Annotated in this window: 13 protein-coding genes; 6 read left to right on the top strand and 7 right to left on the bottom strand. The window is 65.1% G+C overall.

Annotation, left to right across the window (positions count from 1 at the left end; translation table 11 throughout):
* Positions 1–3: 3 nt before the first annotated feature.
* Positions 4–1371 (top strand): cell division protein ZapE, encoded by a 1368-nt coding sequence (gene zapE, locus QNO00_RS01795; protein ID WP_349643461.1) that lies wholly within the window; start codon positions 4–6, stop codon positions 1369–1371.
* Positions 1372–1421: 50 nt separating this feature from the next.
* On the opposite strand, the gene QNO00_RS01790 is transcribed toward zapE, so the two are convergent.
* Positions 1422–2006, bottom strand: a complete 585-nt coding sequence (locus QNO00_RS01790; RefSeq protein ID WP_284023440.1) for a TetR/AcrR family transcriptional regulator — start codon at positions 2004–2006, stop codon at positions 1422–1424.
* 56 nt (positions 2007–2062) lie between these two features.
* Between QNO00_RS01790 and QNO00_RS01785 the strand changes: the two genes are divergently transcribed.
* Entirely contained in the window at positions 2063–3547 is a 1485-nt protein-coding gene (locus QNO00_RS01785) for an MFS transporter (RefSeq protein ID WP_229965635.1), read from the top strand.
* Positions 3548–3743: 196 nt separating this feature from the next.
* Here the strand turns inward: QNO00_RS01785 and QNO00_RS01780 are convergent, their stop codons facing one another.
* On the bottom strand, positions 3744–4064 hold the full coding sequence (locus QNO00_RS01780) for an L-rhamnose mutarotase (RefSeq protein ID WP_229965790.1): 321 nt from the start codon (positions 4062–4064) through the stop codon (positions 3744–3746).
* A gap of 158 nt (positions 4065–4222) precedes the next feature.
* On the opposite strand from QNO00_RS01780, the gene QNO00_RS01775 reads away from it, so the two are divergent.
* A complete protein-coding gene (locus tag QNO00_RS01775) occupies positions 4223–5557 on the top strand; it encodes an MFS transporter (protein WP_284023439.1) in 1335 nt (444 codons plus the stop codon).
* 548 nt (positions 5558–6105) lie between these two features.
* Positions 6106–7563 carry an HNH endonuclease signature motif containing protein gene (locus QNO00_RS01770; protein ID WP_284023438.1) on the top strand — a complete coding sequence of 486 codons (1458 nt, stop codon included), beginning with the start codon at positions 6106–6108 and terminating at the stop codon, positions 7561–7563.
* A gap of 84 nt (positions 7564–7647) precedes the next feature.
* On the opposite strand, the gene QNO00_RS01765 is transcribed toward QNO00_RS01770, so the two are convergent.
* On the bottom strand, positions 7648–8457 hold the full coding sequence (locus tag QNO00_RS01765; protein WP_284023437.1) for an SDR family oxidoreductase: 810 nt from the start codon (positions 8455–8457) through the stop codon (positions 7648–7650).
* Positions 8458–8521: 64 nt separating this feature from the next.
* Positions 8522–9148: an SGNH/GDSL hydrolase family protein gene (locus QNO00_RS01760; RefSeq protein WP_229965639.1), complete on the bottom strand. Its 627-nt coding sequence runs from the start codon at positions 9146–9148 to the stop codon at positions 8522–8524.
* A gap of 151 nt (positions 9149–9299) precedes the next feature.
* Between QNO00_RS01760 and QNO00_RS01755 the strand changes: the two genes are divergently transcribed.
* A complete protein-coding gene (locus QNO00_RS01755) occupies positions 9300–11048 on the top strand; it encodes an AlkA N-terminal domain-containing protein (protein ID WP_502862961.1) in 1749 nt (582 codons plus the stop codon).
* On the opposite strand, the gene QNO00_RS17345 is transcribed toward QNO00_RS01755, so the two are convergent.
* The 3 genes from QNO00_RS17345 to QNO00_RS01745 all read right to left on the bottom strand — a co-directional run bounded on the left by QNO00_RS17345 (position 10979) and on the right by QNO00_RS01745 (position 12660).
* On the bottom strand, positions 10979–11233 hold the full coding sequence (locus tag QNO00_RS17345) for an AMP-binding protein (protein WP_502862959.1): 255 nt from the start codon (positions 11231–11233) through the stop codon (positions 10979–10981). The two genes, QNO00_RS01755 and QNO00_RS17345, sit on opposite strands and share 70 nt — an antisense overlap.
* 118 nt (positions 11234–11351) lie before the next feature.
* Positions 11352–11579, bottom strand: coding sequence for a sulfurtransferase TusA family protein (locus QNO00_RS01750; protein WP_284023436.1), 228 nt, complete (start codon positions 11577–11579; stop codon positions 11352–11354).
* 16 nt (positions 11580–11595) lie between these two features.
* Positions 11596–12660: a YeeE/YedE family protein gene (locus QNO00_RS01745; RefSeq protein ID WP_229965642.1), complete on the bottom strand. Its 1065-nt coding sequence runs from the start codon at positions 12658–12660 to the stop codon at positions 11596–11598.
* Positions 12661–12912: 252 nt separating this feature from the next.
* Here QNO00_RS01745 and QNO00_RS01740 point away from each other — a divergent pair, with 252 nt between their 5' ends.
* Positions 12913–14049, top strand: a complete 1137-nt coding sequence (locus QNO00_RS01740) for an acyl-CoA dehydrogenase family protein (RefSeq protein ID WP_229965643.1) — start codon at positions 12913–12915, stop codon at positions 14047–14049.

Below are 14049 nucleotides of genomic sequence, written 5' to 3'. Positions count from 1 at the left end.
GGGATGGGGGACCGGGGATGGGGGACGGGGGTGCGGGACGGGGATGGGGGACGTGGAAACGGGAGAAACCCCGGCTTCCAGTATTGCCCGGCGTGGGCGATTGGCCAACGAAAGGGATGCTCCGGATGCTGGGCGGAGAATTTCCGCCTGCCGAGGCCAATGGCCGGCGTTTCAGCGCCGCCGGCCGCAGCCGCCGTGGAAATCGGCCGGTCGCCAAGGCGGCATAATCAAGGGGTGGCGCGGAGAACAGACGTGAGGGACCGGCTTGAAGCAGCTATCGATGAATCTGCCGCATTGGCGGGATTCACGTTGGACAGTGCACAGGCGGTGGTCCGGGACCGGCTCCTGGCCCTCGGCGTCGAGCTGTTTGCACCCCGAATAAGACGTTCCAAGACACGGGGCGATAGTGCCGCGCGCCTGGATGTCCAGGGCCTCTACGTCTGGGGCGACGCAGGCCGCGGCAAGTCCTGGTTGCTGAACGCCTATTTCCGGGCCCTTCCCACCGAGGCGAAACTCCGTGTCCATTTCCATGGATTCCTGGACCAGCTTCACCGCCGGATCCATGAGCTCAGGGGAGAGTCGAACGCCGTCGAGCGTGCCGTCCGGGAGCTCACCGCCGGACTGAAGCTCCTGTACTTCGATGAGTTCCATGTGCATGACCCGGCCGACGCCACCCTGCTGACGAAACTCCTGCGTGCGCTTTTCGACGCCGGCATCGTCCTGCTGGCCAGTTCCAATTACGCACCCCGGTCGCTGCTGCCGGATCCGCAATGGCATCACATGTTCGAACCGGGCATTGACCTGATTCTGGCCAACATGGAAGTCCTGAGGCTCGAGGGAACGGAAGACTACCGGGGACGGCCACGGAAATCCGTTTCAGGATTCCGGTCCGGACACTGGATTAGCCTGAAGTCGGACCTCCGGACGGACCTCCGGACGGACCTCCGGACGGACCTCCGGACGGACCTCCGACAGGACCCCCGGCCGGGCGCCGCCGGTCTCCAATTGCCGCAAGCTGCGGAAGCTTCGGAACTTACGGTCGGCAGCAGGCAGTTTCCGGTTGCTGCCCGGCGCGGCAACGAACTGTGGATCACCTTCGACCAGCTGTGCGGGACCCCAACCTCAACGATCGAGTACCTGAAATGGTCACGGGAGTTCGACTCCTGGGTGGTTCTGGATCTTCCATCCTTTGCCGACACCGATGCGCAGGCTCAACAGCGGCTGATCAACGTTGTTGATGTCCTCTGCGATGCCGATGTCCGGATGACCATCACCTCGCCGCTGTCGATCGACGACTTCCGCTTGACCGTGGACAGGCGGCCGGACGCCTTCCGGATGGTGAGCCGCCTGCAGCTGCTGCAAAAGCCCTGACCGCGGGGGCCGATGCGCTCCGTTCAGGAAAGGGCTCGGCCGGTTGCCTTTTATCCGGCGTGCGGTTTCGGGTTCAGGATCCTGCAGGCAGCCGCAACGGCTGCGTCGCGCCGGCGCGGGGAGCCGGAAGCCTCCTCCGGCTCGCCGGTGAACAATGACTGGGGTGACTGCGCCCAGGCTGTCGCGAGCGACAGGAGCAGGACGACCAAGTCATCCGGATCCCAGCCCGGGTCGATGATTCCCTGCTCCTGGGCACGGACGATGTCCTCAGTGGTCGGTCCGGGACGGCCGCAGGGGGTTTGGGGAGCCAGCCCGGGTTCGTTTTCCAATCGCGCCCAGTCAAGCATGCGCAGATGGTCGGGGTTCTCCGTCGCGTGGTCAAACATGGCGCTGACAAAGCCGGGCAGGTCGTGGGCGTCACGGGGAATCCGTTCCGTCGTCTCCTGCATGTTGACCTCCAGCACCGCGGTGAAGAGTGAGCGCTTGTCACCGAAATAGGCGTAGAGGCGCTCCTTGCTCGCCCGGGCCTCAGCGGCAATCCGGTCCACGCGGGCACCGGCCAGTCCGTAGCGGGCAAACTCTGTTCGTGCTGCCGCCAGGATTCGGGCCCGGGTAGCTTCGCCGTCGGTTCTCATACCTGTAGTCTAGCTAAGCCAACCAACTAGTTCGTTTGATTGAGGATTTCCCCTACATGGACCGCACGACCACCGCCGGACTGCCTCCGGCCGTTGACCACTCCGCCCATCCGCACCGATGGATGCTTCTTGCCGTCCTGGCGCTGGCCCAGCTGATGGTGGTCCTCGACGGGACCATCGTCAACATCGCCCTGCCGGATGCCCAGCGCGAGCTTGGCATGTCCGACGGTGACCGCACCTGGGTGGTCACCATTTACGCCCTGGCCTTCGGTTCACTGCTGCTGCTCGGTGGCCGCATCGCCGACTACTGGGGCCGCAAGCGCACCTTCATGGTGGGCATGCTCGGCTTCGCCGTCGCCTCCGCGCTGGGTGGCTTTGCCGAAAGCACCGAGGTCCTCCTGGCTGCCCGCGGCCTGCAGGGCGCCTTCGCCGCGCTTCTGGCTCCGGCCTCCCTGGCCATCCTCACCATCACCTTCCCCTCGGGCAAGGACCGCATCAAGGCGTTTGCCGTCTACGGTGCGATCGGCGGCGGTGGAGCCGCAATCGGCCTGCTGCTCGGTGGGGTCCTGACGCAGTACGCGTCCTGGAACTGGTGCCTGCTCGTGAACGTGCCGATCGCCGTCGTCGCCATTGCCGCAGGCCTGCCGCTGATCCGTGAGAGCAAGGCCCACGGCAATACGCGCTACGACCTGCCCGGTGCCATTCTCGTGGTCGCCGGCCTGGCTTCGCTTGTGTACGGATTCGCCCAGGCTGAAGAAGGCTGGGCCCGCCTGGAGACCATCGGTTTCCTCGTCGCCGGCGTCGTCATCCTCGCCCTCTTTGTGTTCGTGGAATCCAAGGTGGCCAATCCGCTGCTGCCCCTGCGCGTCCTCACCAACCGGGTCCGCGGCGGAGCGTTCCTGGTCTCGACCCTGACCGGTGCCGCACTGCTGGGCGGCATCCTGTTCCTGGTCTTCTACTTCCAGATTGTCCTGGGCTACTCGCCGCTGAAGTCCGGCCTGGCATCGCTGCCCATGACGCTGGCCATCACGGCCGGCGCCGGCGTGCTGTCCAAGTTCCTGCCCCGCACCGGCGTTCGCCTGCCCATGACGCTGGGTCCGGTGGTTGGCGCCGTCGGCCTCTTCTGGCTGTCCTTCATTACGGTTGAAGGCAACTACGCCCTGGAGGTCCTGCCGGGACTGGTTCTCCTGGGCTTCGGACTCGCGATGATCTTTGTGCCGCTGCAGAACGTTGCGCTGGCGGGCATTGACGAGCACGACGCCGGCGTTGCCAGTGCCGCTGTCTCCGCCACTCAGCAGATCGGCGGTTCCATTGGTACCGCGCTGTTCACCGCGATCTACACCGCTGCTGTTTCGGACTACCTCAGCAACAGCGCCGAACGCCTGCCCGTCACACAGCTGGAAGCCCTGGTCAGCGGCTACTCGTCGGCCTTCATCTGGGCCGGTGCAGCCATCCTTCTGGCCGCTCCGATCAGCTACTTCATGATCCGGCTGTCCAAGAAGGACCTCATGGACGTTCCGGCCGTTCCGCACGTCGGCTAGTCCTGCAACAACTCATGTCCCGGCGTTTGGCCGGGGGCGTGGACCGGCTTCCGCTTTTGCGGGGGAGCCGGTCCACTGCTGGTTAAGCCTCGGGTTGGGGTGGGTTGGCGCGCCGGGCGGCTCGGCCGCCCAGTCGTGGGCCAGCCAGCCAGGAAGCCAGCCAGCCCCCGTCGTCGTCGTCGGCCGTGCCCGCCGCTTAGTCGAGGTGGAAAACCTCTGGGATGGCGACCATTGCCTCATCGGGGCGCCGGCCGTCCAGGGGTGCAAACAGGTCTCCCATGGAGGCCTGCCAAGTTGCGTTGATCTCGCGCTTGTCCATGGCGGCTTGGGCGGCGGCAAAGTCTTCGGTTTCCAAGTAGCCGATCAGCATGCCGTCCGGCTTCAGGAAGAGGCTGTAGTTGTGCCAGCCGGTTTCCCGCAGTGCCTGTTGCATCTCGGGCCAGACCTCGGAGTGCCGCTTCCGGTACTCGTCCATGCATTCGGGACGGACCTGAAGTGTAAAGCAAACCCGCTGCATGGGAACCTCCAAAATCATGACGGACGCTGTTTTAGCTTCCGCCGGGGGTGTTGTAATCTGTGTCGAGTCTAACATTGAATCGTTTTTATGAAACGTTCCAAAGACTTCGCCCGGGTCGGAAATACCGGGGGACCGCAAAGATCAGGCGACACAACGGCGTGCGTATAGGCAGCAAGGAAACCAAAGGTTGGAAGGCCACCATCTCGGTGGCGATGTCCAACTACATCGAAGCGGGATCGATCATTGCGATTGCTTCGAGCCTGTCCCTTTGGCAGGAATACCTCGGCATCGACAACTACCTCACCGGATTGCTGGCTGCGCTGAGCGCCAATGCCTTTGGCGCTGCCATCGGTGGCCCGCTCTGCGACAGGTTTGGCCGCAAGTTCATCTACACGTACGACCTCATGCTCTACATGGCGGGTGTCCTTCTCGCCGCGTTTGCCGGGAACTTCTGGATGCTGCTGGCAGCGTTCGTGATGACGGGCATTGCTGTGGGCGCCGGGGTTCCGGCGTCGTGGACCTACATTGCCGAAGAGGCGCCGGCCGACAAGCGTGCCGCCCATGTGGGCATGGCCCAGCTGGCCTGGTCTCTGGGACCGGTTATCGGCTTCGCTCTTGCCATCCTCGTCGGGCCTCTGGGGCTGCTCGGCAGCCGCCTGATCTTCCTCCACCTGTTCGTTGTGGCCTTCGTGACCTGGTACATCCGTCAGGGACTGAAGGAATCAGTGATGTGGACAGAAGAAAAGGCACAGGCCAAGCGCAATGAGGACAGCGGCCGGCGGTCCCGGCTCAAATATTCTGAACTCTTCACCAACCGAACCAACCTCAAGGCCCTGCTGTTCCTGTTTGGCGTGTACGCGTTCTGGAACACTGTGGCCGGTGCCATGGGGATCTTCATGCCTCGGATCTATGAAGCTGTTGGCGGTCTCAACGGTGTGCAGGCCAACCTGCTGCAGGTTGTTCTGTGGAGCTTCACCGTGCTGGCCACGTACTTCGGCTTCATGCGGCTTGCTGACCGCTACAGCCGCCGTCTGCTCTACGGGATTGGAGCCGCTCTGGGCATCATCGCCTGGGTGCTGCTGGTCTTCGCACCGCCGATTCCCCTGGTGCTCGGTGCCTTTGTTGTTCTGTGGGGCATCTCGGCCGGTATCGGTGCGCAGGCCTTCTACGGCCTCTGGGCGAGTGAGCTGTTCGCCACGCGCTACCGTGCCGGTGCGCAGGGCATCCTGTTCTTCGCGGCCCGGACGACCACCGGTCTGCTCAGCTTTTTCTTCCCGACCATGCTGGCCACCGTCGGCTTCGTTCCGCTGGGCCTGACCCTGATCGTGCTGCTGGTTGTTGCCGCCATCGTGGGTGTCCTGTATTCCCCCGACACGCAGGGCAAGTCGCTGCAGGAGATCGAAGTGGAGCGCTACGGCGCAATTGTGGATGATTCAGACGCTGCCGGCGATGCTGCTGACGCTGCTGCCGGCCCGGTGCGCGTCACGACCTGAGCCACGGCTGACGTCTGTCAGCGCCGGTGCTGACATTGTCGAAGCCGGTGCCACGGGTCTCCGCGCAGGATGAGCTGTGAAGCCCGCCTGCCCGGAAGCCATGTTTTTGGGTCCAGGCATATTGATTCGGGATTCCGCGGCTGCGCCCGGATCAGCTCAACCCGGAACCGGCGGAAAGGTCTAGGTAGTCTGCTCCAAAAGTAGGGTACTTGGCTGTCAATTGAAAAGGCATTTGGGGCCTGTTTTGGACTCTTTGGGGCTCTTGTGGAGCCGGAAATGTCAGTGCCGGGTGACAGTCTTTAGACATGGATCAGAACGGATCTTCGACCGGGACTCCCGGCACTGGCGATGAGGCTGCAGCCTGCAGCCGGTTCGTCTATGTTGCCGGCGCCGGTGTTGCCGAGGCGGGGGTCGGGCCCGGCGTGGAAGGCGGGAGAGTTTCTGGCTTCGCGGATCGGGGCGGCTGCCGGGATGGGTTTAGCGGGTTTTTGGTCCTGCAGAATGTGGAGTCCCTGACCGGGGAACAAACCGGTGACGCACTTGTCCGGGTGGATCAGTTGATTCGGTGGGCGCAGGCCCAGCAGGCCAGGCTCCTGGCACGGCTTTATGACATCTATCAGGACGGGGCCTTCGTTGTCACCGGCAAGCTAGACCCCGGCCTGGCGTTCAGCCTCGCCGCGGAGGAAGCAGCAACTATTCTGGGGGTGCCTACCGGTACGGGAAAGGCGTTGATGAGTCAGGCCGGTGATCTCTGCACCAGGAACACTGCCACGCTGAAGGCGTTGGAGGCCGGGCACATCAGTTACGGTCACGTCGAGACCCTGGTGGAGCAGTGTGTGGGCGTGGCGCCGGGCGAGCTGACCGGATTCGAGGCCGAGCTGCTGGGTCTGGCGGCGGGCCAGACCAGAACCCAGTTCCGGGTGAAGGCTCACCGGCTGCGGGAGCAGTACTATCCGGAAACCATCGTGCAGCGGCAGTTGACGGCGTTTGAGCAGCGGACGGTGTGGGTGCGTCCGGAGCCGGACGGGATGTCCTGGCTTTCGGCGTTGCTGCCGGCAGAGAAAGCCCAAGCGATCTTCACTCAGCTCAGTGTTGCGGCCCGGGGTGAGCAGGCCGCCGGGGACACGCGCACGGTGGATCAGTTGCGCACGGATATCCTCACGGACTTGCTCGGCGGCCACGAGCATGAATGCGGGGACGAGTGCAGCAACGGTGGTGGCGGCCGTGGCAAAGGCAGCAAAGGTAGCCGTGGTGGACGCAACGCAGGTGGCGCAGGCGCGGGAGCAAAGAGGGGCAAGGGTCGTAGCAAGAGTTCCGGCTCCGGCAGAGAGGCCAGCAGCCAAGGTGAGGGTTCCGGTTCCGGCAAGGGGTCCGGGTCCTGCCGGATTGGACATGGTCCCCGGGCGCGGACGGAGATCCTGGTGCTGATCAACGCCGAAACCCTCTTCGGAGCCGATGATCAGCCGGCGGAACTGAACGGATACGGACCGATCAGTCCCGTAACGGCTCGGCGGATGGCACGCGAGGCCATGAAATGGACTCCGGTGGAACGGGATCCGGACACCGAAGAGGTCCTGCGGGTGGGGAAACGGCGGAAGGTTCCCGACGGACTGAAGCGGGTTCTGCGGGTGCGGGACGGGACCTGCCGGTTCCCGGGCTGCCGGACCAATGCGGTGATTTCGGAGATCGACCACACCAAACCGTGGGCTCAGGGCGGGCCGACTGATCATGACAATCTGGAGCATTTGTGCCGGCGGCATCACATGTTCAAAACCGCAGGGTTCTGGAAAGCCCGACAGCCTCGTCCAGGCGTGATTGAGTGGACCTCGCCCAGTGGCCGAAGGTACCGGACCGAACCGGACCTCACCCTGGCATCGACAACTACAGGCGACGACAGCTTGCTGCCGCAGGACGAGCAGATCAACAGCACAGCGAATCCGGCCTCCCAAGCTCCGTCCATCCCCGGTGATCCGGATGACTACGGAGACAACCCGCCACCCTTCTAGCTGTAAGTCTCGCCGCCCCGCCGCCGTTGCGATCAGCGGAATCTCCTGCCCGCCGCCTCTGCCCGCCTCAGTCAGCCCGCCGGCTCAGCGGAACCCGCCATCGGTGCTCAGCACCTGTCCGATCATCCAGCGGCCCTCGTCACTCACCAGCCAGGCGATCAGGCGGGCAGGATCGTCGGGCTCTCCGAATCGGCCGCCCGGAAAGCGGGAAAGCACCTCTTGGAGAACTTCAGGCGGACGGTCGGCAGTATCAATATCCAGATAGCCGGTATTCACCGGACCCGGGTTCACGGTATTCAGGATGATGCCGCGGCGGACAAGATCCGCTGCCACTGACGGCGTGATCCCGGCAAGGGCGGCCTTCGACGTGGCATAGGCAATTTCGTTTTCCATCACACCGCCGTTGACCTGCCCGGAGGTCATCCAGATGACTCGGCCGCCGACCCGTCCGTCGTGCTGCTCGGCGAAAGCGCGCGTGGCCAGAAGTGTTGAGCGGGCATTGACCTGCCAATGGCCATCCAGCTTCTCCGCGGTCGTATCCTCCAGCGGTCCATCGCTGCCGCTGCGGGCATGGTTGCAGATCAGAATGTCCAGATGTCCCAGCTCGGACACAGCCTTTTCGATCAGCTGCCCGGCTCTGTCGGCCTCCGCCAAATCGATGCTCTCGTGAGCCAGCCGCGCACCGTCCGTCAGCTGGGAACGCAGGGCGCCGACGACGTCGGCAATCGGGTCGGCACCCCAGGGCTGCTCAACATCGTGCGGGGAATAGTGTGCCAGGAACAGGTTTGCACCCATCTGTGCCAGTCGGGAGGCGACGGCAAAGCCGATGCCCTGCCGGCGGCTAACGCCCGTGATGACGGCGGTCCGTCCGGCCAACGGAAACGCGATGTTCATGAGATCCTCAGGGCTGGAACGGAACGGAAAAGTGAAAACGGCGGACCTGCACAGCCGGCGGTTTCTAGAGTTTGACGCACACCGCATCCAGCCATGCTTCAGCGATGGCCGCATGGCCCTGTGCCGTGGGATGGACGCCGTCGTCGGCCAGGGATTCGGGTGCGGCACCCGCTGCAACAAGCGAGTTCAGGACCTCGTCCGTCCGGACGAGGACTGCCCCGAACTCCTTGGCCAGACGCCGGACGGCCGCGATCTTGGGATCCAGATCCTGCCGCCAGGTCTGCTGTTCAGCAGTCACCGGCAGCAGGAACGGCTCCATGAGGACGACGACGGCGTCAGGCGCCAGCCGCTCCAGCAAAGCCCGGTACCTGGCCAGGAAAGTCGCCTCATCTGTCTTCTGGCCGGCATCGTAGCGGCGCCAGGTGTCGTTAATGCCGATCATGACCGACACCACCTGCGGAGTTTCAGCCAGTACCTCGGCATCCCAGCGCCGGGCGAGATCCTCGATGCGGTCTCCTCCGACACCCCGGTTGACGACGGCGGCTCCGGCCAGGGAGGCACTCTCGGCCAGCAGGCGGACATAGCCGTCACCCAGCCCTCCGCCGACACCAGCCAGCCGGTCGCAGTCGGTGACGCTGTCGCCTGCGAACACGATGCGGTGCCCGTCAAATAGCCGTGCTGCGTCTGCCATGGGTTCTCCTAGAGGTAGCGGATGTAATGCAGATCACTTACCTTAGTCGGCAAATCGGCGAGGGCCGACCTGCCCTGCCGCGAGAGTTCACGTACGGGGCGGAGCATCACCGGGGGAAGCGGAAACGGGTGACGTCCGAAAACCGCCGGTTATGTTGGCCCGGGGATGCTGTACTGGAGCTGTGATCACCGACTTGAGGCCGAAGCGTTCCGGACCAGACTCGTTCGGCGGACCAGCATGCACCCCGGGCGATCCGCTCTTCGCCGAGTGTTACCGCGCCATCGCTGCGCGCGATACCCGCTTCGACGGCCAGTTCTTCACCGCCGTGTCCTCCACGGGCATCTATTGCAGGCCCTCGTGCCCGGCGCGCACTCCGAAACCGGAAAACGTCACGTTCTATCTGACCTCCGCGGCGGCGCACGGGGCCGGGTTCCGGGCCTGCAAGCGGTGCCTGCCGGACGCGGCTCCGGGTTCTCCGGAGTGGAACCTCCGACGCGACGCGGCCGGCAGGGCCATGCGTCTGATAACAGACGGCGTCGTGGACCGGGAAGGCGTTCCCGGCTTGGCTGCACGCCTTGGCTGCACACCCCGGCACATCCACCGGCTGTTGGTGGCGGAGCTTGGTGCCGGACCGCTGGCGCTGGCCCGTGCGGGGCGGGCCCAAACAGCCCGATCGCTGCTGGTGGACAGCGAACTGCCGATGTCACAGGTGGCGTTCACAGCGGGCTTCGGTTCGGTGCGGCAGTTTAATGAGACCGTGCAGAACGTGTTTGCTGCACGGCCGGGTGAGCTGCGCACCCGGTTCCGCCGTTCCGGCAGAACGGCGCCGGGCACCCGGCAGGAGCCGGGCACCCCACAGGAGGCGGGCACCCAGCAGGCGCCGGGCACCCGGCCGGAGCCGGACGCCGGCCCTCGTGAACGTGTGCACCTCGACCTGGATCTGCCGGTGCGCCAGCCGTTTGACGCGCCGGGGATTTTCCGGTTCCTTGCGGTGCGCGCGGTTCAGGGGGTGGAGACGGCCGACCTCACGGACCCCAGGCAGTTGCGGTATGCCCGGACACTCGCGCTTCCGCAGGGCCCCGGAGCCATTGACCTCATCGCAATAAAGACATCCGCTGCCGGCTGGAGGCTGCGGGTGCGCCTGGAGCTCACATCGCCCGCCGACGTCGTACCCGCGGTGGCCCGGGTGCGCCGTTTGCTGGACCTCGACGCAGACCCGGCCGCCGTCGACGCCGCACTGGCGGGGGACCCCGCGCTTGCCGCGCTGGTTGCCAGCACCCCGGGCATCAGAGTCCCCGGGGCTGTGGATCCGCAGGAGCTCGTCGTGCGGGCGCTCGTCGGCCAGCAAATCTCGATCGCCGCCGCCCGCACCCACCTCAGCCGGCTTACGGCATTGGCCGGATCGTCCTACAGCTCTGCGATTCCGGGCCTGATCCGGCTGTTCCCTGCGCCGGCGGAAATTGCGGCAGCGGTGCCCGAGCCTGTTCCCGGAGCGGACCTTGACCCGGACCGTCCGCTGCGGCTTCCCGGGCTTTCCATTCGCGCCGTCCTCGCAGCGACGCGTGCCCTGGCAGCCGGAGAGCTGGACGTGCAGGTGGGGGCCGATCCGGAAGTTCTGCGTGCCCAACTGGTGTCCCGTCCGGGAATCGGCCCCTGGACTGCCGCCTACATCGCCATGCGGGTACTCGGAGATCCCGACGCGTGGCTGGTGGGGGACGTTGCCCTCATCGCCGGTGCGAAAGCCACCGGCTTGCTCGATGCGGGCGGGTCGAAGGCAGCGGCCCACCGCGCGCTGGCCGCCCGTGCCGCGGACTGGGCTCCGTGGCGTTCCTATGCGGCGATGCACCTGTGGCAGGCAGCCGCTGGCAGGGCCAGTCGGTCGCCGGGGGAGACGCCGTGAGTGGAGAGCGCCGAGGCAGCTGCGGCGACAGCCTGTTCGAATTCGCCGAAGGTGAGGCGGGTGTCGCCGTCCACTACGGGGGTGCCGTCCGGAAAACGACGTGCGGTGCGCCGCGGCAGGTCACCGAGGGAGGCTGCGGGACTCGCGGGCTGACGGCGATGGAAATGGAAGAACTGACACTGCACCCCCGGAGTTGAATGCTTCCCGCTGTGCAGCACCCGGTGCGGCTGCGGACCTGTTGGCCCACATCTGCCGCACCGGGTGGCGCCGGAAAAGATCTGCCGGAGTGCGTTTTGGCGGTCCTTAGGCCTTCTGCACCGTGATGGACCACTTCGCCGGGCCGATCTTGGAGAAGTCGGTGACCGGGTAGCCGCTTTCGGCTGCCCAACGCGGGATGGCGTCAGTGGCCTGCGTGCAGTCAAAGTGGATGACCAGCTCATCGCCGGTGGCCAGGGTGGTCATTGCGTCCTTGGCTTCGACCAGGGGAAAGGGGCAGACCTGACCGTTGGTTTCGAGGGTTACTTGTGCCATGTTGATGTTCTTCCTTTCAGGAGGAAACGGTGGTTGGAACGGGAGAAGGTGTTCGATTGGCCGCGGGCCGGCGCTTCATGATGGTGAGCCGTGCAGCAAGGCCGGTGCCCAGGATCATGCAGACCAGGGCCGTCCAGCCCTGGAAGCTGAACTGTGCGGTCTCGACCATCGCGTTGCCGATGGTGCAGCCGCCGGCCAGTGCAGCGCCGACACCCATCATTGCGCCGCCGCCCAGGCTCTTGAGCACGGTGTTGGCGTCCGGAACGCGGATCCGGAATTCACCGCTGCCCTTGGCCGCGATGAAGGAGCCCACCAGGATTCCGAGAACCAGGAAGACACCCCAGTCCACCAGTTCGGGGTCGCCGGTCACGAGGTAATTGACCAGGTTCGAGGACGGAGTGGTGATGCCCAGGCCTGCTTCGCGGCCGGTGGCCCAGCTCAGCGGCCAGGCGGCGATGGCGATCAACCCGATGACCAGTGCCGTAGCGAAGGCATTCCACGGCTTCTCGAACAGCAGATGTGCCAGACCACTCTTCGACGCCGGCGGGGTTGCCATCTTGAACTTCGGCTTTTTCAAGTGATGGCGGACGGCCAGGGCGACGGCGCCCGTGAGAAGGGCCACCAAGACCCAGGGGGAGACATTCAGCACGGAATAGAAGTTGCTCTGCTCCACGGTGACCGACCGCATCGAGGTCGTGAATCCCGCCAGCGGGCCCGTCTTCATCACGGCGGCAAACAGGGCATACGTGATCAGGGCCAGCCAGCTGCCCACCAGGCCTTCGCCGGCACGGTAATACGTACCCGTTGCGCAGCCCCCGGCCAGCACGATGGCGTAACCGAAGATGAAGCCGCCCACAATGGTGGCAAGCCACGGGAAGGGCCCGGAATCCAGTGAGATGACGCCGGCGGCATCGAGGGCGAACACGCCGATGCTCTGCACTGCAACGACCACCATGAAGGCGGTCAGCCAGCGGGTGTTGCGCGTGACCCAGATGTCGCGGAAGGCGCCGGTGACGCAAAAGCGTCCGCGCTGCATCACAAAGCCCAGGGCAATGCCGATGAACAGGCCGGAAATAAGCATGGCAGTATTCCCCTTCCGGGGTGGGAGAAGAAGTGGGGCACGAAAGGTGCGGCGCAGCAGGCGGAAGTGGAAGGCGCCTGCAGTCCATCAACGCTAGTGCCCCGGCCGGAGCCCGGCAAAGAATGTGGCGCCGCGTGAAGAGCAGTGAAGCCCCGTGACCCGGAGGGAATAAAATCTCTCCGAACATGCCCCTAGTAATTACTAGGTAGTCCAAGTAAATTGGGCGTCCACGGTACCAATGAAGGGCAGGGCATGTTCGAACTCACAGCGGATCAACAGGCAATCAGGGACATGGTGCGGAATTTTGCCGCGGATGCCCTCGCCCCCAACGCCGCCAAATGGGATGAGACCAAGCACTTTCCCGTCGACGTCCTTGCCCAGGCCGGAGAGCTCGGCATGGGTGGAATTTATGCCTCCGAGGAGCACGGCGGATCGGGTCTTTCACGGACCGATGCGGTGGTGATTTTCGAGGAGCTTTCCAAAGCTGATCCCTCCATTGCCGCCTACATCTCCATCCACAACATGGTGGCCTGGATGATCGACACCTTTGGCAACGATGAACAGCGCGCCCGCTGGGTTCCGGAGCTCGCGTCCATGCAGGCGCTGGGCAGCTACTGCCTGACGGAACCGGGGGCGGGCTCCGATGCAGCGGCCCTGACCACCCGGGCGGAACGCGACGGCGACCACTACGTGCTCAACGGCGTCAAACAGTTCATCTCGGGAGCCGGTGCCTCCAGCTACTACATCGTAATGGCGCGCACCAGCGGCACCGGCCCTCGCGGCATCAGCGCCATAGTTGTTCCGGCCGACACCCCGGGCCTGTCCTTCGGCCCCGCGGAACGCAAAATGGGCTGGAACGCGCAACCCACCGGCCAGGTGATCTTCACCGACCTGCGGGTTCCCGTGGCCAACCGGCTGGGCGAGGAGGGAGCCGGGTTTGGCATCGCGATGAAGGGACTGAACGGCGGGCGCCTGAACATGGGGGCCTGCTCCCTGGGCGGGGCGCAGACAGCCCTGGACAAGACCGTGGCGTACCTGAAGGAACGCAGTGCCTTCGGCAAGCCGCTAATCGAGCAGTCCTCGCTGCTGTTCCGGCTGGCGGACATGGAAATGAAGCTCCAAACCGCACGCACCATGCTGTGGCGCGCCGCTGATGCGCTGGACCGCGGCGCTCCCGACGTCGTTACGCTTTGCGCCATTGCCAAGCGGGTGGCAACCGACAATGCGTTCGCTGTGGCCAATGACGCGCTGCAGCTGCACGGCGGCTACGGCTACCTCTCGGAATACGGCCTGGAAAAGATTGTCCGGGACCTGCGGGTCCATCAAATACTGGAAGGCTCCAACGAAATCATGCAGCTAATTGTTGGCCGGACGCTGGCGGAGGCCTGA

Source organism: Arthrobacter sp. zg-Y1219, from assembly GCF_030125545.1.
Classification (GTDB): domain Bacteria; phylum Actinomycetota; class Actinomycetes; order Actinomycetales; family Micrococcaceae; genus Arthrobacter_B.
This window is presented reverse-complemented; position numbering and strand designations above follow the sequence as displayed.